Source organism: Microcoleus sp. B4-C1 (genome assembly GCF_036705285.1).
Taxonomy (GTDB): domain Bacteria; phylum Cyanobacteriota; class Cyanobacteriia; order Cyanobacteriales; family Microcoleaceae; genus Microcoleus.
The window spans coordinates 25,177-48,024 of sequence record NZ_JAUBUC010000048.1; the positions used below are offsets into that span (position 1 = coordinate 25,177).

Below are 22,848 nucleotides of genomic sequence, written 5' to 3' on the forward strand. Positions count from 1 at the left end.
CCCCCTACAAGCCCAATTAAAAATTGGCGGCGTAAGTTAAGTCAAATTGGCGGCACAGGGTGATGCAGCAGTAGCTTGGTCGATCGAATACTAACTCGTAATTCATCTGGCCGTCTATTTTGGTGATCGGCTGCTTTAAGGGGATGCCCTGAATGTCGTATTGACGGCGTTCTAAGGCACTCCAGTCGATAATTTTGAAGTCGATTTGGTTCTGTAACTCACTTGCGATCAGATATAGGTGCATCTTGTCTTGAACTTTCCCAGTCAGGGGAACTTTTATTAACACTGACTGGGTGACGAGGGGTTTTTGGTCGTTGGGATGCTTCTGGGTGTGGCAGCTTTTGAATTCTATATCGTAAGGTTCTACCTTGAATTTCTCTCCACTGGCGATCGCAGATGAGTGCAAATCTTTCAGGCACTTTTCTAGGTGAGGAATCAGCCCTAAGTCTGGATCGCACAGCAGTTTACGAATGTTGGAGGTTTCAGTGACTGTCATTGGAGATTTTTGATGTTATTTTTTTATTCTTAACTTTTAGCTTACCACTAAAAGCAAACCTATCGAACTCTCCTTGCGACATACTTTCAAAAATGCCGTTTATGGCCAGTATGTCGCAGTGAATAAGACATTTTTGGGCCACAAACCCGTGTTTTTTGCCTTAATGTTTGAGATTATTTCTTGGTAATTTTCCACAGATTAAGCTCGACATTAGTGTCAGCCGGATCTATTTGATAGTTTTGTTGCTGAATTGCCGATCGCAAAGTAGAGGACGGTCTGTATAAAAACAACTCACTGAAACCGCCGGGAATTTGCGGGGGTTGGGGTTTTTTCTTTGCCAATTCTCGATTTTTGTAGCAAGAAGTGTAACAGCGGGGTTCTATTAGCAGTTTTACTTTGGGTTCTAGGTAATAACTTAAAGGCATGATATATGCAATATTGGCATCGCTGATAAATAGGGGATTGCTGGCTTGATTGACAGTTGCGGCTACTTCCAAGGCACGCAACCAACCGCTGCCTTTATTCCACCAAATATCTGCTTGAGAACTAACTCCACCGGATATAATACCTGCGAAAAAAACTCCCACTATAACTATTTTCCACAGTTTTTGCTGTTTTAATTTCTCCAAATTGCTACTGATTTTCGCAGACAGCAGGTAAGCCACTGCTATCTGAATTCCCACATAACAAGGAACTAAATATCGCGGATTTGCCGATCGCCTTCCACCCTTGATTATATCAGGCACTGCTAAAAACAAAGCAGTTGTTGCAATTAATAACAATACAATCAACCACACTCGCTTTGGTGTTTGTCGGCATAGATAATAAAGGGCATAGCCGACTAAAGCTAGAATCATGATACCAACTGGAATTAGCAAGGCGAGTTGTGTGGCGTTGGCAGTTCCATCAATGCCAATATCAAAAAATGCTATGGTGATGGAACCAACCCATCTGCTGACTAATCTTAAGAAATTTGTTTGTTCTGCCCATATTGTTGTGCTTCTAACTTGATTGAAATTTTCTACAGTATTTACCAGGGAAGGCATGAAGCATATCAAAGCGATTAAAGATGCTACATAATAGGAAATAAATGTTTTCACATCGCGCCAGTTGGCAATAACTGCGACGTAGATTGCGTGGGCTGCAGCGACGCAGACAAATAACAAGTGGGTGTACAATCCCAGTGTTGCTGTGGCTGCATAAAGCGCCCAGGAAAGAACAAGGGCGACAGGATTTTGATTTTCGTCAGGGCGTGTTGCTCGCAGCAAGGCGGCAGTGGATAAAATAGTAGTTACTGTCCACAAACTGTACTGTCTTGCTTCTTGGGCAAATAGGATGTGGTAGGGAGAAATTGCGAAAATTGCGATCGCCATCCATGCTACTGCTGAAGATTCAAATAACTCCCAAGCCAGCCAATAAATTGCGGGAAATACTAGCAGGCTAATCACGGCTGCCAAACTTCTCATTGCTGCAACGGAAGTGCCGAACCATTGCGCCCAATATCGCGCTAATACGTAATACAGCGGCGGGTGGTGGGGGTCTTCTGTTGCTAAAGAATTCAGGGTATCCCTTAAGGTTTTTTCGGAATTTATCTGCTGATATTTTTGTAAATCCGCAGGCGAGGTTATTTTCTGGTACGAAATTTCTTTGATTATTTCGGCTTCGGTGTAGCCAGAAACTCTCAAAGAAGTATATGTTTCGTCGATCCAGTAAAATTTGCGATCGAGATTGGCGAACCGAAATAAAACACCTATGACTAATACGGATATAATTAAAAATTTCAGCCAATTTCGGGGAACATTAAAACGCATTTTTCCAACACCACTTCATTTTTTTAGCAATTTTCTCAAAATTATATCTTGATTTTTTAGAGTGTAAAGAGTTGGTATTTCATAACGAGTATTTTTTTTTATTTCTGTTGTGAATTCTCGGGAAATACCATACAAAAAAATCTCGTTAAAATTTGGTGGGATTTTCACAATTTTAGGTGGCAATACTAAAAAATTAGCTGGGGAATTGATTAAGTAACTCAAACCGAGTAAGTTGCCGATCGTATCTACACTATACACCCACAAGTCTGTTATGAGTAATGGCCGAGAAGCTGAGTTTACCGTGCGGGCGATCGGGATGTTAATATAAGAGCGGTCTTTATTCCACCAAGAGTCTGCTGGCAAATAGATGCAGCAGGATATAATTCCAATAGAGAGCAAAGCAGCCAGAGCCAGCCTCCACAGCTTTTGCAACTGCATTGTAACTTGAGGAGATGTCATTTTTACCGCCAAAAAATAGGCAACAGCTATCTGCATTCCTAAATAACAGGGAATCATGTAGCGGGTGTTGATCGATCGCATTCCGCCCCAGATTAAATCCGCTGGCAGGAAAATGGCTACTGTCACGCACGTTAATGTCATAACAAACAACCAAACACGTCTTTCTGTCTGACTCAGCAGCAAATAAAAAGAATATCCGACAATTATTAAAATCATTAAAATAACTGGGAGAGTCAATAGGAAATATAATCGTGGTAAATCCGAGTACAATCCTACATCCAAAAATTGCCTAGTAATGTTTAACACCCAATTTCCACCTAATTTGGAAAGCGGAATTTTTAAAGACTGCCATGCTGTTTTGTTACTGACATTTTGCGAATTGATCAAATAAACTACAGTCCAAGGAGATAAGGCTATAAATCCTGCGCTTGCTGCTAGGAAATAGCCAATTACAGTCTTATTAAATCGCATATTTTCCGAGATGGCTACATAAATTCCATGCCCTAACAGCACCAGTGCAAATAATAGGTGAGAATAAAATCCCAGTGCTACTGTTACCGCATAAATTGCCCAACTGCTGTTAGTTTTTAGCCGCATTGCCCGCAGCAAAGCAGCGCTAGACAGCAAAATTATTAATACAAACAAGCTGTACGGTCGAGCTTCTTGAGCGTAAACTATTTGAAAAGGCGATACAGCTAGTAATGAAACTGCCAACCAAGCTGTCAGCGAGGAATCAAATAATTCTAAGCACAGCCAATACATACAAGGCAATGCGAGCAAACTAAAAACAGCCGACATACTTCTAGTTACAGCCACTGAATCGCCGAACAGTTGCACCCAAAATCTCGTCGCTACAAAATACAGCGGAGCGAGTTGGGGTTCTTCTAAAGCTAATCCTTTTACGGTATCTACGACGGTTTTTTCTGAATTTATCCGTTGATATTTTTGTAAAAATTTAATGTCCCGACTTTCACCGTCAACTACTTGCTGAATAAACTCAGATTCTGTATATCCAGATAACCGCAGGGATGTGTAACTTTCATCTATCCAGTAAACTTTCTTTCCTAGGTTTGCGAAGCGAAAGAATATGCCGAGGACTAATACAACTATAATTAAAAATCGCAACCACTTGTCAACTGAAGGGTTGTGAGAATTTAGTCGATCGCGATCTTTAGTAGATTCCATTTTATAACTAGCTAATCTCGCACAAATTTTTTCTGTCACCCCACCCGTAAGGTGCGCTGGGCGCACCCTACTAACTTAACAGCCAGAGAGAGGACTGAAGTCCTCCCTACAAACAAAGGAATGATTAATCATCCACTCCTTCAATCGGCGCAAAACCCTGCCGCTGAATATTTTCGGTTATGGTTCGCGGTTCGAGGAATTGTAGCAAATAATCCGGGCCACCCGCTTTAGAACCAACTCCCGAAAGTTTGAATCCTCCGAAGGGTTGGCGCGATACCACAGCGCCGGTAATTCCGCGATTGATGTACAGGTTTCCGACTTCAAAATCGGACGCGGCTCGATCGATATGCGAAGGCGTGCGAGAATACAATCCGCCGGTTAAAGCAAAATTCGTGCCGTTAGCAATCGCAATCGCTTCGCTGAAATTACGAGCCCGAATCACCGACAAAACTGGGCCGAAAATTTCTTCTTGGGCGATAGTTGCTGTCGGCGATACTTCCGTAACAATGACTGGGCCGACAAAATAACCGGTTTCCGGTGCCGGCATTTCTAAAGCTATTTTAGCTTCGGCGCGACCTTTTTCGATGTATTCGCGGATGCGCGAATGGGCATTTGCATCGATCACGGGGCCGACTTGAGTGCCGGGATTTTCTGCTGGGCCGACATTGAGCGATCGCGTCGCTTCTACCAATCTTGCCACAAAATTATCGTACACTGATTCGACCACAATTACTCGCGAACAAGCGGAACATTTTTGGCCACTGTAGCCAAATGCCGAATAAACTACGCCTGCAACTGCTTGATCTAAATCCGCACTTTCATCGACAATAATTGCATTTTTGCCGCCCATTTCCGCAATTACTCGCTTCAGGTGTTTTTGTCCCGGCTGCAAAATCGCAGCATCGGCATAAATCTGACAGCCAACTTCCTGAGAACCGGTGAAAGTAATCATGTGAACATCAGGATGTTTCACCATGTAAGCACCGACGGTTGAACCTTTGCAAGGCACGTATTGAAATACGCCTTTGGGGATGCCGGCTTCTAGCAATATTTCCGCTATTTTCGCTGCAATTACTGAGGAAACTTCCGCAGGTTTAAGCAAAGTACAATTACCAGCAACCAGGGATGCAACTGTCATGCCGACGGGAATTGCGAGGGGGAAATTCCAAGGTGAAATGATTAAAGAAATGCCGCGTGGCTGATAGCTATAACGGTTAGTTTCTCCGGGGATGTCGTAATCTTTCCCTTGTTCTAACCGTTCCATTTCGTCGGCGTAGTAGCGGCAAAAATCAATAGCTTCGGAGACTTCGGCATCGCATTCTCTGACGGGTTTGCCGACTTCAAACACCATCCAAGCTGATAGTTCGTGCCGCCGCTGTTCCATCAATTCTGCGGCTTTGCGGAGGACGCCTGCCCGCTGGCGGACGGGGGTTTTTCGCCAACCGGTGAAGGCTGCTTTTGCTGCTTCAAGGGCTTGTTTGGCCTGTTCTTCGGAAAGCAATCCGATGGTGCCGACTACTTCTGTGGGATTGGAAGGGTTGAGTGAGTTAACGGTTGCTTCAGTATTTTGGTATTCGCCATTGATTAGGGGTAAATAGGTTTTACCTAAGTTGGCGCGCACTGATTTGATTGCTGTTTCTGCTTGTTGCCGCAATTTGGTATTGGCGTAGTCGGTATCGGCAACGTTGGGAAATACTTTGCTGTAAACTAGCTGGTCATTTCCGTTAGCAACTGGTGCGGCTAACAATTGTTCGATCGGCATTTCTTCGGAACTTTGCCGGATGAAAGAACTGTTGGCGGTATTTTCCAGCAAACGGCGGATCAAATAAGCCATTCCCGGCAACAAATCGCCGTAGGGACAGTAGACTCGCACGCGATAACCCCGATCGACCAAAAGCTTAGCCAATTTGTCGCCCATGCCATACAGCACTTGCATTTCAAAGCGGCGGCGCGGTATATTGAGAGTTTCGGCAATGGCGATCGCCCTCGCTTGCGATCGGACATTATGACTGCCAATAGCTGCATACAAATATTCGTGATTTTCTAGCAGCAACTGCGTCATCTGCTCGAAATTTGCATCGGTAGTAACTTTGTCATTGTAGACCGGCTGTGGCCAATCTTTCTGCATTGCTTTGATAGTTTCCTGATCCCAGTAAGCGCCTTTTACCAGCCGCACTGTTACCGGATTTCCTCGTTTTTTTGCCCACGCAATAAGACCTTGCAAATCTTGGGCACTGTCGCGCAAATATGCTTGCAATGTAATTCCGATATCCGTGCGACTGCGAAACTCTTCCTCTAACAATAAGTCTTTGAGAATGCTCAGAGTCAAACTCTTGTAAGCATACTGTTCCATATCGAAATGAACCGCCGCGCCCAACTCCTTCGCGCGACTCAGTAAAATGCGAATTCTCTCGCTTACTTTCTCCTCACTACCTTTAGCATCCAAAGGGTCAAACTGAGAATAAAAAGCCGTTAACTTTACCGATACTTGCACTCGCGGCAAAGTTTCGCCGTCAGCTTTGTCAATTGCATCTACCTGCGGCCAATTCTTCGCTGCATTGGCGAGTTCAGCCATCAATTCCAAATAGCGGTTAAGATAAATTTCCGCCTCAGTTTCAGTGATGACAGCTTCCCCCAAAAGGTCAACTGTAAAACCCATTTTATCTTTGCGAAGTCGCTCTAAAGTTTTAACTACCTGCTTGATATTTTCCCCAGAAATATACTTGTGCGCCAAAGTTTCCACTGCAGGCGCAACCGTCGTCGCAGCCAATTGTCCAGGAATCGAATCAGCGTTAGTAAAATTGAGTAATTTTTTCAAAGCTTCGGGCAATTCTACCTCTTGGGCGGTCAGGTATTCTTGCAGGTGGCGGGCAATTTCCGGCTTGCTGCGGAGTGCCGGCAAACAGTCAATGAATCGAAACAATTGCACCCGCAGTCCGGGGCTAGCCATCGCCCAATCCATTAGTTTGTCGTCCCAGCGCATTTGGTCTTGGAGTTGACCGAAAAAAGAGCGCTTTTTGTCTTGAGTTGCCTTCAGGATTTCTTTGGCAATTTCTTGGGTTTTTGCTTCGTAGATGCTTGGAGATATTTGTGCAACCATTGGTAATTAGTAATGGGTAATTTGTAATTGGCAACCAGGGCGGGTTTATGTATTGTGTAACTACCCCCTGATACAATTATAGTTGCTATTTGACTTCAATTTTAACTTGGTAGTTTGCTTGGCGATCGCCTGAAATTTCAATAGTATAATCGCCGCTACTGGCTAGTTGACCTTGCCACTGACCTGTGCTATCAGTAGTACCTAAATTTTCACCGTTAGGAGCAATAATTGCGGCGCTAACTTGACCTTCTTGAACATTAATTGTCATGCTTTGGCCGCTATTGCACTCCAGCAAGTAGCGCCTGGATATGTTGGCTCGCAAACTATTGCTCAGAGTAGTTCCCGTAGCACCAGCTTGAAAGTAAACTCGCTCGGTTACAGGGGTTTCAACCGCAGCGGGAGTTGGAGTTGGAGAAGGCAACGGCAAAGGAGAAGGCAACGGCGAAGCAAGTTGCGGAACACCAGACAGAGAGGGGATTTGAGTGGGACGGGGCGACGGAGGGAATGTGGCGGGCAGTCCATTTCCAGGGGCTGGGGGAAGTCCGGGCCTGCGGTTGGCGGGCGCTGCTGCGACAGGCGGAGGGCTTTCGGGGAGGGGTACGTCAGCGGGTAGTTTGATTTGAAGGTTCGCTCTTTCCTGATACATTCTCCACGCTAGCAAACTGCCGAGACTAAGGACGGAACCGACTAAGATTCCGCTGAGAAAAACTGCTAAGATTTGCCACGAGCGAGCTGGTTTGGGATCGGGGTTGGCAGTTGGAATTGTTGGAGGCGGATAACTTGCAAGTTGTGTTGTTTCCGGCGTGCTATCGGCGGCAATTGGAATTGTTTCGGCGGCGTCGATTGGCGCTGAAATATCTTCGGGGGCGACAATTTCTGCGGGAGTTTCTGCTGATGCGGAAGTTGAATCAGCCCTGGCAATTTCACTGCGATCGAACTCATCGCTGGCAGGGGAAATTATTTCCGGTTGCTGAGTCAAAATTTGTTTTTTTTCCTGTTCGTCGCTCATGGGGCTAAATTTATTTTACAAAGACCGCTTTTAGACATTTTACGTTACCGGTGCGATCGCCTGCACTGAAATTATCTAGCAGAAGGAAGAAGGCACGACACGGATTTTGACACGGATACACGGATTAATTATCGAGTGTTAGGCAAAATTTAGAATGAAGATTGTTAATCTGGATACAAACCTGCCATGATATTAGTCTATTTTATAGCGTTCAATATTATAGCGCTCTTTTTTTTTACTGATAAGAATAAACAAGTGAATTGAGTTCCTATAAAGCTAAGGCTAATGCGGGGTTGGCACATCGAAATCGTTAAACGATATAACATTATAAGATGTGCCTGCTAAAGCTCTGACTAGCTTTTGGTCGAGAGTTAGCAAAGGCGCGTCAACTTGCTGTGAAAGAGCAACGTAACTGCCATCATAAGCAGAAATTCCATAATTTAATGCGATATTTGTTGCATCTAAAATCAGTTCAGCAGTAGATACTGCACGCAAGGATAAAGCTCTAAGATTAGCTAAATCTGTTGGAACATCGGCAGCAGCGTAAAGTCCAGCACGGACATACTTCCAGATAATATTTGCACACTCAATATAAAACAGATCGGGTACAAATATTTCAGTGTGTGGAATTTCAAGATGGGTAAACAATAGAACGACTTTAGATGACAGCGGATCGGGGATAAATTGCTTAATTCCCACGCTAGCATCGACTACGCACCTCACAGGATGGGTCATCTGTCGCGATCCTCTCTAATTAAAGCGGTACTATCTAATATCATCCCCATATTCGGCGGACGAGACTCGCGACGACGGCTGATTTCTGCCAATAGTTCTGTTACAGACTTTTTACGTTTTCCTGAGAGGGGTTTTGTCTCTGTTGACAACTCGGCTTCTAAAATGGCGATCGCAAACGCGCTAATCGAGCGGTTTTGAGCCGCGGCTAACTCTTGCAGTCTCGCGTACAATTCCTCTGGTATATTTTCTATTTGCAGGGTAGCCATCTGTTAAACTCCTAGCATAGTTTGGCTAAATATTAGCATAGGGAGGCGGGTTTAGGGGGTATATTGCGATTTACTGTTGGGTGGGGGCGGGTTTATGATATTGTTCGTTACAGGCGAGTATTGTTGGTGAACCCGCCCCTACAAATTCCTGATTCACGATTCCCGATTCCCCATTCCTCATTACCGATTCCCAATTAGTAATTATTAGGCAAAGACTGCCAAAAAGGCCGCTCTTCTGGCTTCCTCACAGTATTCGTCGCCGACTGCACGTTTCCTTTCAATTCTTGATAATACCTGTCATCCAGGAAACTAACGCTGACGCCAGCAGGAAGCAGCAGTTGGCGCAATCTTTCTTGAGTGTAATCTACACCGTCAATCATTGGCCCGCGCGGATTTGAAACTAACAACTTGCCATTAACTGGCACCGAATTGACCATATTTGGCCACCAAGCATAACCGCTGTAGCCAAACATCACCGGAACTTGAATAATTTGGTCGTCTCCGAGTAAAAACTCTCTTTTCAACTTCTCTATAATCGGATTAAGTTTCTGATTTTGCAAATAGAGATTGTGTTGAATTAAAGCACGGTTTTTCAAGGCGGCGCTGACAGTTGTTTGAGTGCTTAAACCACGATTCATCGTCACATCGCCGTAACCTCTTCCCTCCAATTCTTCCAACAGCTTAACTCCGGCTTCGGGACTGGCGATCGCCATTACATATTGTCCGGGAGTTTGAGTGGGAATAAAATTGATAATTTCATCGACTTGGCGAGTCAAAAGCCAAGAAGTATCAATATCCACTGGTGGCCCTTGAATTCTCTGAGCTTGAATAAAATCAAGTACCTCTGGATTAAAACCAGCATTTCCCGAATTCCCGTAATAAACTCGACCCATTGGGTGTCCGGGAATCGGCGGTGTCACCTGCAAATTACCGTATCCGTCAGACCACTGACTTACAGGGTCTAAAGAACGAGGATTGCCAATTTTTACTACTTTCAAATCCCGGTCTTGAGTTGATTTAACAGGCGGGTTTTTCTCTGGTTCGCTATTGCTTTTGAGGGCGACATTAAACTGGCGTATCTCCGATTTTTCGGGGAGTTGAACGTATCCGTTTTTCTGGGTATCTTGCATCCAAGTGCGATCGCCCTGGAGAACTTTTACTTTAGCGCCCGTCGGTTCTACTGCTCGTTTTAGTTGCGAGATAAATTCGCTGTTTACCGCGCCTCTGTCGCTGACCTGAACTTCGGTTACTGGTGCTGTATTTGGCGGTATCATCCAAGGACTAACGCCCATTTGGATTGTTGTGGAGGCGATTTCTTGACCGTTGTTTTGGGCAGTTGCTTTGAGATTAACAGTGCCGTTCCAATTGCGATCGGCAAATTGTTTTGCTTCTACACCTAAAACAATATTCTTGCTAAAAACTAGAGGTTTAGCACCGGATATATCTACAGGTTGCCAGCCGTCGCCCGTCTTCTGAAAAACGCTGATGTGAGGGCTAGCAATGCTGTCAGCCGTGATAAATAACTGAGAGGTTTTGAAGTTTTCAGATAGTGTTAAGTTAACTTGAGACAGCATTGCTGCACGGCGGGGAACCATAACTTTGGTTTGTTTCCAAGTCGGTATCTTGCCGCGATCGTTATTGCGATCGTTAAATGAAATTAGCGCGCCCTTGGACAAAGACCATTGTTCTTTTCCGGCTTCGTCTTGCTCGTTAATTTGGCCATCTCTGTTGGTATCTCCCGCAAAGAAAAAGTTCGACGGGGACGCAGCAGGCGTAGCTGGGGCGGGAGTTGGTGTTGCAGTTGATTCAGGAGTTGGTTGAGAAGTTGCTTGCTGATTTCTCTCTAACTCTTGTCTTTCAAGTTCTTGTCTGGCTAATTCTTGTCGGGCTAACTCTTGCCTTTCAAGTTCTTGTCTGGCTAATTCTTGTCGGGCTAACTCTTGCCTTTCAAGTTCTTGTCGGGCTAACTCTTGCCTTTCAAATTCTTGTCTTTCCAGTTCTTTTCTGGCTAACTCTTGCTTTTCAAGTTCTTGCCTTTCCAGTTCTTTTCTGGCTGCTTCTTGCCTTTCAAGTTCTTTCCTGGCTAACTCTTGCCTTTCAAATTCTTGCCTTTCAAGTTCTTTTCTGGCTAATTCTTGCTTTTCAAACTCTTGCCTTTCCAGTTCTTTTCTGGCTGCTTCTTGCCTTTCAAGTTCTTTCCTGGCTAATTCTTGCCTTTGGAATTCTTGCCTTTCTAGTTCTTTTCTAGCCCGATCTTTTTTCTCTTGCTCTTTTCTCTCTATTTCTCGACGAGCAAGTTCTTTTTTCTCTTGCTCTTTGCGGGCTCGCTCTCTTATCTCTTCTTCCTCGGCTCTAACTTTTTCAACAGAACGTGCAACTTGCATTTCATAGGTAGCGACACTGAGGTTTCCTTGATATTCAATGGTTTTGTCGATCGCCCGCTCGGCAAAAAAAGAATCGTGAGGAATGAGTCGCAGCGTATTGATAGCCAACTGCCACAGCCGCTGGGACTCTTCCCAAGTAGCAGAAGAAGGATTAGAAGTGCGTCCAATTACGACAGCTTGGGCGGCTAATTTAGCAGCATCGTCCCAATTATATTGGGCTGTTTCTTCTATTTGAATCTGACTTTGAACGTTTTGGAGTTGCTGCGTCAGAGTTTCGGATTGCTGGCGGTGGATTGCTGATTTCCAAAGTTCTGCCGGAAACGGGGCGCTGTCGGGATTTTTGGCAAGGTTATCTAATTGTACTTTGAGCCGATCGCGCAATTTGTAGAGTTCGGAAAGGGATTGCGGAGTTTCGCCCTCTGACTGTCGCCCAGAGAGTGCGAGTTGGTAGTTTAGGGAAGGTTGAGCCACTGTTGTGGGGACTGCAACCCAAATAATACCGATGACGACACCGAAACCATTGATAATGGCGATCGCAATATATTTAACCAAACGCATATAGTTTATCCTCAGACACGCCAATAATTTTACCTAATCTTGGGAGCAATTGGGGATTTAATTATAAGGACTTACGCATGGCGGCCCAGAAACCGGGTTTTTTACGAAAATACTTTGTTGCTGTTCAGAGATTCGATAAAAACTCCTGGTGGTTGAGCGAAGTCGAAACCCGGTTTCTTTGTCGGAGTCCACAATATCTGATAATATTTAAATTATTATATAGTATTCATCACGATCGCATTAACTCTCATTACAATCAAGACAACCTAAAGGAGGTAATAGTATGTTGACAAGCGATCTCAATGCTCTACTTGACCAACAAGCACTCCAACGCCAAGATTCCGAATGTCGCTATATTACCGATCGCGTCAACTGGGAACAATATGAAACATTACTCACCAGAAGTGGGGATACTTCCGCATATCGAGTCACGTATTTAGATGGAGTCTTAGAAATTATGTCACCTTCCCGCCGCCATGAAAACAGAAAAACTCGCATTGGAGACCTTTTACTCATTTACTTTTTAGAAGCAGATATAGACTATTTTCCATTTGGTTCTACCACCCTACGGCAAGAGGAAAAAAGAGGCGGGACGGAACCTGATGAAGCTTACTGCATTGGTACAGACAAAGAATTTCCCGATTTAGCAATTGAGGTTGTTGTTACCAGTGGTGGCCTGAATAAATTGGAAGTTTACAGACGGTTAAATGTTAAAGAAGTTTGGTTTTGGCAAAATGAAAATTTTAGCCTCTACTACCTGCGAGAAGAAATTCCAGTTCAATTTGTCCAAACCTGCGGTTATGAGCAAATCAGTCGCAGTGAAATCCTGCCTAATTTAGATATAGAATTGTTGGCAGAATATGTTCGATATCCGAATTCCCTCGCAGCAGTTAAAGAATTTCGACAACGACTGATTGGATGAGTTGAGTGTTGTAAGTGTAAATGGGTTGATTTCCGATCATCGCACACCAGGCCAGAAACCGGGTTTTTTACGAAAAGACGCGTTGCTACCGACAGATTAGGTAAAAACCCGGTTTCTTTGTCGGAGTCAGTAAGTCCTGAATCTTACTCTATGGGGAAGCCAGGAATCAGTAGATCGATTTCTACCATCAGTTGCATGGTTTCTTTGAGCGCAACCACCACCTTTTGATAGTGCAGTACATCATCAAAGGATAAGGTGCGTTTGGCTTTCTTACGGTCTTTGAGCCATTTATCTAAAACCTGATAACCCCCAATTTTAAACTCCCAAACTTCGGGGGCGATGCCTTCAAAATAGCGGGTTTTGTTGATATAAACTCGCTGTTCAGCGGGTTTATAGATAACTTCGGTAACGGCATTGTCACCATCGCCACTCATTTTAGTAATCAGCTTATTAAGTTTTTTCGATTTCATCAGGTGCAGGTCTACCAATGCCTGACCTTTTGCACCCAAGTCTTTAAATAGCTGGTCATTGCGGGTCAACGGCACACGAGGAAAGTCGATTTTGAGAAACTCGGCGTAGCGTTGGCGATAGGTAGGGCTATGGAAGATGGCGTAGATGTAGTAAAAGATTGCTTCTGGTGTGGGAATGTAGTCAAGCTTGTCTTGGATTGAACTTAAAAAACCTGGAAATAAATTTTTAGTCCTTTCAGTAAATAAACTACCCTGTTCATTGGCAGTATCAGGATAGGTGTATAGAGGAAATAATTGTCCGTATCCTTTGTTACTAGAAGTAATACGATTATCAACAAGACAATTGGTGGCAAGAACATGATTGAAGATACCTTCAGGTACTTGGCGCACAGTGATCAATCCTAAATTCTCACCTGTCAACATATGGTTCATCACATTTCCACGAGGCAAACTATGAAACCCTTTCCCATTACTCGTATAGTAGGTATAACGAATGTCAAAAGGACGATAAAGTATTGGTTTAATTTTTGTTTCTGAAAGACCTGATAATCTTAAATCTTTTTGAGCTAATTCAACTTTCCAGTCTCTTGTATTCTCTGGCAATTCATAAAATTGAATTGCTTCATTAGGGGAAATACTTGAAAATTTATTAACTGTTTTCCATACATCGTCTTGACTAAAGTGAATCGTTAATGAATCCCGTGCTGTCATGATTCCGGGACTGTTTATATTAAAGATTTCTGTGATTTTACAACCCTTTTCATATTCTGTAAGCAAGGTGATGTTTTGAGGAATAAAAAGGTAAAAAGGCGATTGAGGCTTAAGATTATTCCACGCAATCGTATCAATATCTAAGTTGCTAAGAGCTTCATATTTGTCTGACCTACTTCCCCAAAGTTCAGAATGATGTGTTTCAGCAGATGATGATTTTCCAGGCTGTTTAATGAAAATTCCTATACTTACACCTTGCTGAATGTCAAAAACATTTTGATCGGGTTCTCCATTAGGAGATATTTCTTTTTTATTAGAATTTCCATGAAGATCCAAAATATAGATATCCGAAAAAGTTTGGATCAGATTTTGACGCATTCCTCGAAAAGTCGGATTATCTAAATATCCATGATTGGTGATGAGTGCTAAAACCCCAAATCCAGTTTCATTAATACGCCATTGAGAAAAACGAATGAATTTTACGTAATCATCTTGCAATCCTTTTGAATTCTTCTCGTCCAATGGCTGACCATCAACTTGATAGTAGTCGCGAACAAGACCACTAATCCATGCTCCTGTGTTTGACGACTCGTAAGAGTAAGGCGGATTGCCTAATACAACCATCACAGGTGTATCTCGCTTCACCGTCGAAGCTTCATTTGCTTCTTGTGCCACAAACTGACCAAACAAAATCTCTGATTTTTTCAGTGCCTCATCCAGCGTATTGGTGAGGTAAATGCCTAATCGTTGTTTGTCCTTAAATTTGTAACCAAGTTCTTGAAGTTCTAGCCCTAGCTTCAGGTGAGCAATGGCATAGGGAGCCATCAATAACTCAAATCCAAACAACCGATTCAGCAAATTATCTCGCACATAGCTATCCCACTGATTCGCCATGCCAATTTCTTCTAAATTGCGGTAAATTTGCTTGACCACTTCATACAAAAATGTACCTGTCCCCGTTGCAGGGTCGAGAATTTGTACTTTCGGCTTTTGTGTTACTGGATCTTTGGCGTTATCAGCTAATCCCAATGGCAAATCGAAGCGGTCTTTGAGAATAGCATCAACCGATCGCACAATAAACGACACCACAGGTTCCGGTGTATAATAAACCCCTCGACTCTTTCGCAAAGCCGCATTGTATGCCGCCAAAAACGTTTCATAAAAATGCACCACCGGGTCTTCTTGCCGAGTGCGCTGCCCAAAGTTTTCGAGAATACTGCCCATATCAACCTGAGACAGCAATTGCACCAAATCGTCGATCGCCCAATCGATCTGACTGACTGCATCCGTTTCGACGATCGTATTAAACAATCGCTTCAAAAATGGGTTTGTTGCTGGAATATACGTGCCCGCCGTGCGCCGAGTAAACGGTTCACACCCTGGATTTTGAGCATGACCAACTCTTGCCGTAAATAACCCATAAGAAATCGTCTGAGCATACATATCAGCAAAGTCAGCATCATTCAAATCGGGCAACAACACCTCACTAAAGCCCTGTTTCAGTTGATGCAATTCACCGTCTTTCCTTTCTCCCTCCAGCGCAGTTGTTGTTGCTAACCGGATTGCCTTCGTCAACCTCGCCATCTGTCGCGCCAGGTCTTCAGGACTGCTGATAATCTCGCCTGTATAGTTGATAAACTGATCTAGCAGAGCCGCAATTTTTTCTGTAGCCCTTATTTGCAGCTTATTCTCATTACGATCTGCTAAAATTTCCTTCTGCCTGCGCTTCCCATTCACATACCAACGAAACTCTAAATAATTGGTCAATACTAGATTAGGAAACGCTTCTATATACCGCTGCAATTGCTCCGATTTTTCTATCTGATCCAGGTCTAGCCCAACGTCTTTCGCTTCTACATAACCCACCAGTAGTTCCCGCCGCCGCACGGTAAAGTCTGGAATTCCTGCCTTGTTGCCTTTTTCTTCAATGACGGCATCAATGCCCTTGTCTGAGTCATCCAGCAAATCTTTCAGCGCTGGATAATGGCTGCGCTCGCTACCTTTTTGCAGGTTATTTTGAATCGACTTGAGGTAAGCATCAAAAGATATAGACGGCATTGAATCAGTTCCCTGGTTTAGTTTGGAAATGTTTCCTGAATTCGTTTAATGCTATTATAGTAGATAGAATAGTCCTGGAGATACGGGCCCAGAAACCGGGTTTTTTAGGAAAATACTTCGTGGCTACCGACAGATTAGATAAAAACCCGGTTTCTTTGTCGGAGTCAGTAAGCCCTATATGGATTTATTCTCTTTTTCGCTGACCGAAAGGTAAAAATCATGAAATGTCGCTGTTATTTCTTAATTTTTATCCTTATTGGATTATCCTTAACAAGCTGCGAACAGGCGAAGTCATTTCAAGAAATAGATCGAAAATTTAAAAATAGTAATGCGATTGAACAACACAATTTTAACTTGCAAGCGGGCGATCGAACGGTCGAGCGAACTAACAACATCCAAGCAAGTCCGAAGAGTGGGAAGTTCTATCGAACTACCAACTCACCGGAAGAAAGTGCGATCGTGTTAGGAATTTTCGCGTTGTGTTTGATGTGTTATTTATTAGTTTGGAAGTTTCGCGGGAGGGAAGAAGCTAACAAGATGCTGAGAAGAATCAGAAGAAGAGTGAAGTGAGGATAGATACTTGCTAAACCTCATTTTTTCTTAGTGCGGTTGCGTTTTCTCGATTCAGCCGCCGTATTTTTTGCTTTTTTTTGTTTTTCTTTACTTGCCTTAGATCCATTGACAGCACTATCACTTATCGGTTGGCTGGAAAATCCCGATGTCTCGGAGTTTTTAGCTGCCATTATAGGAGCAATGCTAGCATTATATATCTCCTGAAATTGTGTTAGACCTTCCCCCGTACTCATATCAAACCCTGCTTGCTGACCGAGCGTTACAAAGGATTTGGCAAATCCAAATTTAGAGGAATCTTCCATAATCTCCTTAAATTCCGGCTCGATATCCCGCAGGTATTTGATAATTGAAGTGGCATTTCGCAGTTTAAATTCTCGCTTCAAAAATTGCCAGAACGCCAATAATTCCGGGATAGCATCTTCACCTTCTTCCGGCGAAAGCAAACTCACTTTCCTGGGAAACAACTCTTCGACTACAGTTGCCACATCTTCCACTTTCATGCTAGGCAGCGTAAAACCTTCATAGCCGAAACCGTAATAAATGAACTGCGAGATCCAAAATCCCACGTCTGGATAAGTTTTACAGTATTCTTCTCCTTCGGGAGAATTGACAAATAGCTCGATTAGCGTTTCCTGATAATCTTCCAGGAGTGGTTCTGCTTCGTCATAATCTAGGCCATTTAGTTGGCGGATATTAAAAGGTTGATCTGACATAGTTGAAAATTTTTTAATTTAATTGACGTTAGCTCTAAGGTTAGTACAATTTTTGCAGTTCTATTAATTCTTTAGGATTTCATTATATTTAAAAAATCTCCGATCGAGGTATATTTGACTAGCACCGATCGCCCGTGACTATTTAAACCAAGCTAGCATTGTATAGGGCGATCGCCCGTCTCCACCGAAGAGCGAAAAATGTGATATAATATCAAGTAAAAGTATAATTGTTTGAGCTTGGAAGTCCGCCACTTCAAATTAGGAAGTCAACACAACAGTTTACAGCAATTATTGAACGAGACGGCGACGGATATGTATCCCTTTGCCCCGAACTTGATATTGCCAGCCAAGGTGACAATATAGAAGCAGCGCGACGAAATCTGATCGAGGCGCTGGAACTATTTTTTGAGACAGCAGATCCTTCGGAAGTCAATAATCGGCTGCATAGCGATCGCCCTTCACTACAACCTACGAAATATTTTCATAATAACGTTGAATCTTATCTGCAAAAACCGGAATCAACCTGCTAGCTGTATACTCTAGTCTCATGCAATTCCTCTTCTTGGCTAAACTGAGCTAATTCCTTGAGAATTTCACGGCGCTTAACAGTACGCTGCTGTTTATATGCGATCGCACTTGCCAAACTTATCCGCCGCTGGTTTCCTACTTTTCCATAGACAATTTCCCCATCATCGAGCAATTTGACTACAAATTCTGGCGACACATTCAGCAAAGTCGCCGTTTCTTCAACAGTCATATCTTGATCAATTGGCACTAAAGACACTGCTTTACCAGCCGCCATTAAATGTGCAGCTTGACACAACAATTGATAGAGAGATTCAGGAAGTGCGATCGCTTCCCCGCCAACTTCCACAAGTTTTACTTTTAATGTCTCAGTATCACCATTTTCTGTCTTGAGACATAGCATTTTATCCAACAATTTGATAGCCTTTGTTTCTTCCTCAGTCGGTAAAATAGGGTCGAGTAGTATTTTTTGCCTGTTCATGAAAATGTTTCCTGAATTGGTTTAATGCTATTATAGTATATTATATTGAATTTATTAATGACTGTTGATGTCTGACTTAGAAAAAGGTCTAGCCGCTTTTAATAACCAAGATTATACCCAAGCCTTTACCTTGTTAAAACCACTAGCCGAACAAGGAAATGCCGAATCCCAGTGCATCATTGCCAGTATGTACCATTTAGGATTAGGTCGCGAAAGGATAATATTAGAAGCAATTAAATGGTACATCAAATCCGCTGAGCAAGGCTATGGTGTTGCCTCAAACAACTTAGCAGGAATTTATCTTTGCGGTGCTGATGGTGTAGCAGCCGATCGCACTGAAGCAGAAAAATGGTTTCAAAAAGCCAGAGAACAAGGATTTTCACATACACCTATTTCCAGTGGATATTTAAACCAAGCTAGCATTGCATAATATCAAGTCCGGTGGCATCCTTCTAGCATGGAGGGGGCGGGTTTACGAGATTATTAATTTTAGTCAATTATTGTTGGTAAAACCCGCCCCTACAACATTGGAAATCAACCAGACACAATCTCAAACAAACCCCAAACAAAAACCCGGTTTCTCCAAGAAACCGGGTTTAATCATCCGCGTTAATCCGCCTTCATCTGCGGTTGCAAAATCCTACAACTGCTTCACCTCAGAAACCAATTTGGCAACCACATCCTTAGCGCTACCAAACAACATCATCGTCTTATCCTTGTAGAACAACTCATTATCTACACCGGAAAAACCAGCACTCATCCCGCGCTTAATCACGATCGTATGTTTGGCCTTATCAACCTCCAAAATCGGCATCCCGTAAATCGGGCTCGCCGTATCGTGACGCGCCGCCGGATTCACCACATCATTCGCACCAATCACCAAAGCCACATCCGTTTCTTCAAACTGCGGATTGATATCGTCCATATCGTACAACTGCGGATAAGGCACGTTTGCTTCCGCTAAGAGCACATTCATGTGCCCCGGCATCCGCCCAGCCACCGGGTGAATCGCGTATTTCACGTCAACACCCATTTTTTCCAAACCGTCGGCTAACTCGCGCACGGCGTGCTGTGCTTGCGCTACAGCCATTCCGTAACCGGGAATAATCACAACCGATCGCGCATAACCCAACATCATCGCACTTTCTTCGAGATTGATGCTGCGAACAGTTTTGTCGATCGCACCACCAGCAGCCCCAGCAGCAGCCCCAGCACTAGCACCACCGCTACCAAAGGCGCTAAACAGCACACTAGAAAGCGATCGATTCATCCCCTTGCACATGATTTGCGTCAAAATAATCCCCGACGCGCCCACCAATGCACCAGCGATAATCAGCATATTGTTCATCAAAATGAACCCAGCCACACTCGCCGCAATCCCCGAATAAGAGTTAAGCAGCGACACCACCACCGGCATATCGCCACCGCCAATCGGGAGCACAAACATGATTCCCAGAATATTGGAAATCGCCACCAAACCCAGGAATACCGGCACATTTTCGGGGTTTGTCAGCATATAACCGCTGCCGGCTAAAAGTGCGATCGCCAGCATGGCATTAAACGGCTGTTGCAGCGGAAACGTCATGGGCGCACCCGGTAGCAATTCTTGCAGCTTCGCAAACGCCACAAGGCTACCAGTGAAAGTAATTCCGCCAATCAACACACCCAAAAGGATCGTGATTGTCGCATCAGGCGCCGGCGATTCCGGGATGCTGAGATAGCGCCAGAATTCGCCCACAGCAACGAGTGCAGAAGCCGCGCCCCCAAAACCGTTAAGCAAACCCACCATCTGCGGCATATCCGTCATCGCGACGGTTTTTGCCATAATTGTTCCCAAAATGGAACCGATGATAATTCCGACAGCAATCAATTCGTAGCTGATGACTTGCTTTTCCAGCAAAGTACCGACGATCGCAATTAACATCCCGATCGCAGCTAACACATTTCCTTGACGCGCGGTTGCAGGGGAGCCCAACTGTTTCAAACCGATAATAAACAAACATGCGGCAACTAAATAACCTAGTTGAATGCCACTGGGCAGAAAATCGCTCACGCTTTAACCTCTTTTTTCTTGAACATTTGCAGCATTCGATCGGTTACTAAGAAACCGGCGACAACGTTAATTGTGGCCAGGGCGATCGCGATCGTCCCCAAAATCGAAGTAACAGTCACATTACCTTGGCCAGAAATCAGAATTGCGCCTAAAACGGCAATTCCCGAAATCGCATTCGATCCCGACATCAAAGGTGTGTGCAGCGTCGGCGGGACTTTATTGATTACTTCAAATCCCACAAACGACGCTAGAGTAAACACCACTAAACCTGCAATCAATCCTTCTGCCATAACAATTGGTAATTGGTAATTGGAAATTGGTGTGAAATTAACGCTAAAGTCCTTTATATCTCTCGTTTGTTGCCGAGTCTCGATCCCCCTAAATCCCCCTTAAGAAGGGGGACTTTGAATACTTCTTGTTCCCCCCTTCTTAAGGGGGGCTAGGGGGGATCTGGCCCTAGTCACCAAACAAAAAAAGCCTTTTTGGGAGATATTTAATCAGTTCTTCAGTCCTCTTCAGAGGACTTGAGCTTTGAGGCAGGGGTTTCAACCCTTGCCGGACTATCGGACTATCGGACTGCCGGACTATCGGACTGCCGGACTTTGCCTCATAACGACCGAATCTAACTGACGGCTGAAGCCTGAGCCGTCAAAGCATCCCGCACCCGCTGATTACTAATTTCACCGTCGCGGGCAACACAAGCACCAGCAATGATATCGTCTTCAAAATTCAAATTGAGTTCCTTATCTTTCAGCATCAACTGAAGTAAAGAGGAGATATTCTTCGAGTAAGTTTCGCTAGCGTGGACAGGCATCGACGAAGGCACATTAATCGGGCCGATGACATTAACGCCGTTCCATTCAACATCTTTTCCCGCTTCCGTGCATTCGCAATTGCCGCCTTGTTCGCCCGCGAGGTCAACAATTACCGATCCGGGCTTCATTTGAGAAACCATTTCTCTAGTAACTAAAATAGGTGCTTTTCTGCCGGGAACTTGAGCGGTTGTAATCACTGCATCGGAAGCGCTGACGTGTTGGGTGAGCACTTGGCGGGTGTATTCTTTAGCCGCTTCTGATAGTTCTTTAGCATAGCCTCCGGCGGCGACGGTTTCTTCCTTGAGTTCGACATCAACGAATTTAGCGCCCAAACTTTGCACTTGTTCTTTTGTTTCCGGGCGGATGTCGAAAGCTTCGACTACCGCACCCAAACGACGCGCCGTGGCGATCGCCTGTAAGCCAGCAACGCCCACACCCATTACCAATACTTTCGCGGGGCGAATTGTACCCGCCGCCGTTGTCAGCATCGGAAAATATTTCGGCAAAGCGGCGGCTGCGATCAGTACCGCTTTGTAACCGGCGACGTTAGCCTGAGATGACAGCGCATCCATGCTTTGAGCGCGGCTGGTGCGCGGGATCATTTCCATGCTGAAGGCCGTTACTTTGCGATCGGCTAAACGCTGCACTAAAGCCGGATCTCCCAGAGGATTCAAAAATCCGATGAAAACGCCTCCTTCCCGGAGTTGATGAACTTCTGATTCTTGCAGGGCTCCGATTTTCACGACGACATCGGCTTCGCCCCACAGCCTAGCGGTATCGGCGACAACCTGAGCTCCCGCTTCTTCGTAAGCAAGATCCGAGAAAAAGGATTGTGCGCCGGCACCGGCCTCAACCCAAACTTCGACGCCCTGTTTGACTAATCGGGCTACAGCGTCGGGTACTAAAGCCACCCGGCGTTCCCCTGCTGCTATTTCTTTTGCGATCGCTAATTTCATGAACTCTCCTTATTTAAGCCTTCCTAGGACGGTTGAAACCGCGCCTACACAGACAAAACCTGCCTCTGCAGGTTTCTTGAAGTGCGATTTTTAATCGCCCGATGCCTTGCTTTACATTGAAGCAGCCGTTCCCCTAAACTTCTCTCGTTGATACTAAAGCCGATCGCCCAAATTCGACCCGTATCTTTAACTTATCTTATACATTCAAATTCGCTAAATTGTTAAGTTAGCCACAGATTATGATATAATTTTATGTCGCCTAATTCTGTAGTTAGAATGTCAGTTATCAGTATTACGCAAAAAATACGCAAAAAATAATTGACGATCGAGCAATTTGTTCGGAGGTTCCCAGATTCAGCGTTTCGGAGACTTAGGATGGAGGCACAGAAAAGCGTCGGGTTCTAACCAGCCCCCAGATTCATTCTCAAAGCAGACGGGAGTAAATCTAAAATCTAAAATCTAAAATCTAAAATCGGCTCGCCTTCATCAAATTGCTGAGACATTCGATATATTGTAGGCACGATCGCAAATTTCGGGCGATCGATATTAAAGGTTCACCAAGAGTTTA

The 22,848-nt window shown here is 44.3% G+C and carries 18 protein-coding genes; 4 read left to right on the forward strand and 14 right to left on the reverse strand.

Annotated elements, in window-relative coordinates; genetic code table 11:
• Positions 1 to 16: 16 nt before the first annotated feature.
• From QUB26_RS19150 to QUB26_RS19185, 8 genes are all read right to left on the reverse strand, one after another.
• Positions 17 to 496, reverse strand: a complete 480-nt coding sequence (locus QUB26_RS19150; RefSeq protein WP_333243723.1) for a hypothetical protein — start codon at positions 494 to 496, stop codon at positions 17 to 19.
• Positions 497 to 669: 173 nt separating this feature from the next.
• On the reverse strand, positions 670 to 2,307 hold the full coding sequence (locus QUB26_RS19155; protein ID WP_333319241.1) for a glycosyltransferase family 39 protein: 1,638 nt from the start codon (positions 2,305 to 2,307) through the stop codon (positions 670 to 672).
• Positions 2,308 to 2,322: 15 nt separating this feature from the next.
• The gene (locus QUB26_RS19160) at positions 2,323 to 3,951 is read right to left on the reverse strand and encodes a glycosyltransferase family 39 protein (protein WP_333238503.1); all 1,629 of its coding nucleotides are present in this window, start codon (positions 3,949 to 3,951) and stop codon (positions 2,323 to 2,325) included.
• 124 nt (positions 3,952 to 4,075) lie between these two features.
• Entirely contained in the window at positions 4,076 to 7,051 is a 2,976-nt protein-coding gene (gene pruA / locus QUB26_RS19165) for an L-glutamate gamma-semialdehyde dehydrogenase (protein ID WP_333319244.1), read from the reverse strand.
• 85 nt (positions 7,052 to 7,136) lie between these two features.
• Positions 7,137 to 8,060 carry a hypothetical protein gene (locus QUB26_RS19170; RefSeq protein WP_333238499.1) on the reverse strand — a complete coding sequence of 308 codons (924 nt, stop codon included), beginning with the start codon at positions 8,058 to 8,060 and terminating at the stop codon, positions 7,137 to 7,139.
• A 282-nt stretch (positions 8,061 to 8,342) separates the two neighbouring features.
• On the reverse strand, positions 8,343 to 8,795 hold the full coding sequence (locus QUB26_RS19175; RefSeq protein ID WP_333238497.1) for a type II toxin-antitoxin system VapC family toxin: 453 nt from the start codon (positions 8,793 to 8,795) through the stop codon (positions 8,343 to 8,345).
• A complete protein-coding gene (locus QUB26_RS19180) occupies positions 8,792 to 9,061 on the reverse strand; it encodes a FitA-like ribbon-helix-helix domain-containing protein (RefSeq protein ID WP_333238495.1) in 270 nt (89 codons plus the stop codon). The genes QUB26_RS19175 and QUB26_RS19180 overlap by 4 nt, the downstream gene beginning before the upstream one ends.
• A gap of 194 nt (positions 9,062 to 9,255) precedes the next feature.
• Positions 9,256 to 12,003: a protein-arginine deiminase family protein gene (locus QUB26_RS19185; protein WP_333319246.1), complete on the reverse strand. Its 2,748-nt coding sequence runs from the start codon at positions 12,001 to 12,003 to the stop codon at positions 9,256 to 9,258.
• 283 nt (positions 12,004 to 12,286) lie between these two features.
• On the opposite strand from QUB26_RS19185, the gene QUB26_RS19190 reads away from it, so the two are divergent.
• Positions 12,287 to 12,925, forward strand: coding sequence for a Uma2 family endonuclease (locus QUB26_RS19190; RefSeq protein ID WP_333238491.1), 639 nt, complete (start codon positions 12,287 to 12,289; stop codon positions 12,923 to 12,925).
• Between the two features lie 143 nt (positions 12,926 to 13,068).
• Here QUB26_RS19190 and QUB26_RS19195 read toward each other — a convergent pair whose 3' ends face one another.
• On the reverse strand, positions 13,069 to 16,071 hold the full coding sequence (locus QUB26_RS19195; protein ID WP_333319249.1) for a type ISP restriction/modification enzyme: 3,003 nt from the start codon (positions 16,069 to 16,071) through the stop codon (positions 13,069 to 13,071).
• Positions 16,072 to 16,383: 312 nt separating this feature from the next.
• Here QUB26_RS19195 and QUB26_RS19200 point away from each other — a divergent pair, with 312 nt between their 5' ends.
• Complete coding sequence (locus QUB26_RS19200) at positions 16,384 to 16,734, forward strand: hypothetical protein (RefSeq protein ID WP_333238487.1); 351 nt, start codon at positions 16,384 to 16,386, stop codon at positions 16,732 to 16,734.
• Between the two features lie 20 nt (positions 16,735 to 16,754).
• On the opposite strand, the gene QUB26_RS19205 is transcribed toward QUB26_RS19200, so the two are convergent.
• On the reverse strand, positions 16,755 to 17,450 hold the full coding sequence (locus tag QUB26_RS19205) for a hypothetical protein (RefSeq protein WP_333238485.1): 696 nt from the start codon (positions 17,448 to 17,450) through the stop codon (positions 16,755 to 16,757).
• 227 nt (positions 17,451 to 17,677) lie between these two features.
• Between QUB26_RS19205 and QUB26_RS19210 the strand changes: the two genes are divergently transcribed.
• A complete protein-coding gene (locus tag QUB26_RS19210) occupies positions 17,678 to 17,980 on the forward strand; it encodes a type II toxin-antitoxin system HicB family antitoxin (protein ID WP_333238483.1) in 303 nt (100 codons plus the stop codon).
• Here the strand turns inward: QUB26_RS19210 and QUB26_RS19215 are convergent.
• Positions 17,977 to 18,456, reverse strand: a complete 480-nt coding sequence (locus tag QUB26_RS19215) for a helix-turn-helix domain-containing protein (RefSeq protein ID WP_333319250.1) — start codon at positions 18,454 to 18,456, stop codon at positions 17,977 to 17,979. The two genes, QUB26_RS19210 and QUB26_RS19215, sit on opposite strands and share 4 nt — an antisense overlap.
• A gap of 67 nt (positions 18,457 to 18,523) precedes the next feature.
• Between QUB26_RS19215 and QUB26_RS19220 the strand changes: the two genes are divergently transcribed.
• Positions 18,524 to 18,886, forward strand: a complete 363-nt coding sequence (locus QUB26_RS19220; RefSeq protein WP_333238478.1) for a tetratricopeptide repeat protein — start codon at positions 18,524 to 18,526, stop codon at positions 18,884 to 18,886.
• 210 nt (positions 18,887 to 19,096) lie between these two features.
• On the opposite strand, the gene QUB26_RS19225 is transcribed toward QUB26_RS19220, so the two are convergent.
• The 3 genes from QUB26_RS19225 to QUB26_RS19235 form a co-directional block, all read right to left on the reverse strand.
• Positions 19,097 to 20,509 carry an NAD(P)(+) transhydrogenase (Re/Si-specific) subunit beta gene (locus tag QUB26_RS19225; RefSeq protein WP_333319252.1) on the reverse strand — a complete coding sequence of 471 codons (1,413 nt, stop codon included), beginning with the start codon at positions 20,507 to 20,509 and terminating at the stop codon, positions 19,097 to 19,099.
• Positions 20,506 to 20,799, reverse strand: coding sequence for an NAD(P) transhydrogenase subunit alpha (locus tag QUB26_RS19230; protein WP_106150865.1), 294 nt, complete (start codon positions 20,797 to 20,799; stop codon positions 20,506 to 20,508). The genes QUB26_RS19225 and QUB26_RS19230 overlap by 4 nt, the downstream gene beginning before the upstream one ends.
• Before the next feature lie 332 nt (positions 20,800 to 21,131).
• Positions 21,132 to 22,280, reverse strand: a complete 1,149-nt coding sequence (locus tag QUB26_RS19235) for a Re/Si-specific NAD(P)(+) transhydrogenase subunit alpha (RefSeq protein ID WP_333238474.1) — start codon at positions 22,278 to 22,280, stop codon at positions 21,132 to 21,134.
• Positions 22,281 to 22,848 lie beyond the last annotated feature (568 nt).

What these genes read in the sequence shown, in the direction of transcription:
- QUB26_RS19150 (WP_333243723.1), bottom strand. Translation starts at nt 496, where the DNA reads ATGACAGTCACTGAAACCTCCAACATTCGTAAACTGCTGTGCGATCCA.
- QUB26_RS19155 (WP_333319241.1), bottom strand. Translation starts at nt 2,307, where the DNA reads ATGCGTTTTAATGTTCCCCGAAATTGGCTGAAATTTTTAATTATATCC.
- QUB26_RS19160 (WP_333238503.1), bottom strand. Translation starts at nt 3,951, where the DNA reads ATGGAATCTACTAAAGATCGCGATCGACTAAATTCTCACAACCCTTCA.
- pruA (WP_333319244.1), bottom strand. Translation starts at nt 7,051, where the DNA reads ATGGTTGCACAAATATCTCCAAGCATCTACGAAGCAAAAACCCAAGAA.
- QUB26_RS19170 (WP_333238499.1), bottom strand. Translation starts at nt 8,060, where the DNA reads ATGAGCGACGAACAGGAAAAAAAACAAATTTTGACTCAGCAACCGGAA.
- QUB26_RS19175 (WP_333238497.1), bottom strand. Translation starts at nt 8,795, where the DNA reads ATGACCCATCCTGTGAGGTGCGTAGTCGATGCTAGCGTGGGAATTAAG.
- QUB26_RS19180 (WP_333238495.1), bottom strand. Translation starts at nt 9,061, where the DNA reads ATGGCTACCCTGCAAATAGAAAATATACCAGAGGAATTGTACGCGAGA.
- QUB26_RS19185 (WP_333319246.1), bottom strand. Translation starts at nt 12,003, where the DNA reads ATGCGTTTGGTTAAATATATTGCGATCGCCATTATCAATGGTTTCGGT.
- QUB26_RS19190 (WP_333238491.1), top strand. Translation starts at nt 12,287, where the DNA reads ATGTTGACAAGCGATCTCAATGCTCTACTTGACCAACAAGCACTCCAA.
- QUB26_RS19200 (WP_333238487.1), top strand. Translation starts at nt 16,384, where the DNA reads ATGAAATGTCGCTGTTATTTCTTAATTTTTATCCTTATTGGATTATCC.
- QUB26_RS19205 (WP_333238485.1), bottom strand. Translation starts at nt 17,450, where the DNA reads ATGTCAGATCAACCTTTTAATATCCGCCAACTAAATGGCCTAGATTAT.
- QUB26_RS19215 (WP_333319250.1), bottom strand. Translation starts at nt 18,456, where the DNA reads ATGAACAGGCAAAAAATACTACTCGACCCTATTTTACCGACTGAGGAA.
- QUB26_RS19220 (WP_333238478.1), top strand. Translation starts at nt 18,524, where the DNA reads ATGTCTGACTTAGAAAAAGGTCTAGCCGCTTTTAATAACCAAGATTAT.
- QUB26_RS19230 (WP_106150865.1), bottom strand. Translation starts at nt 20,799, where the DNA reads ATGGCAGAAGGATTGATTGCAGGTTTAGTGGTGTTTACTCTAGCGTCG.
- QUB26_RS19235 (WP_333238474.1), bottom strand. Translation starts at nt 22,280, where the DNA reads ATGAAATTAGCGATCGCAAAAGAAATAGCAGCAGGGGAACGCCGGGTG.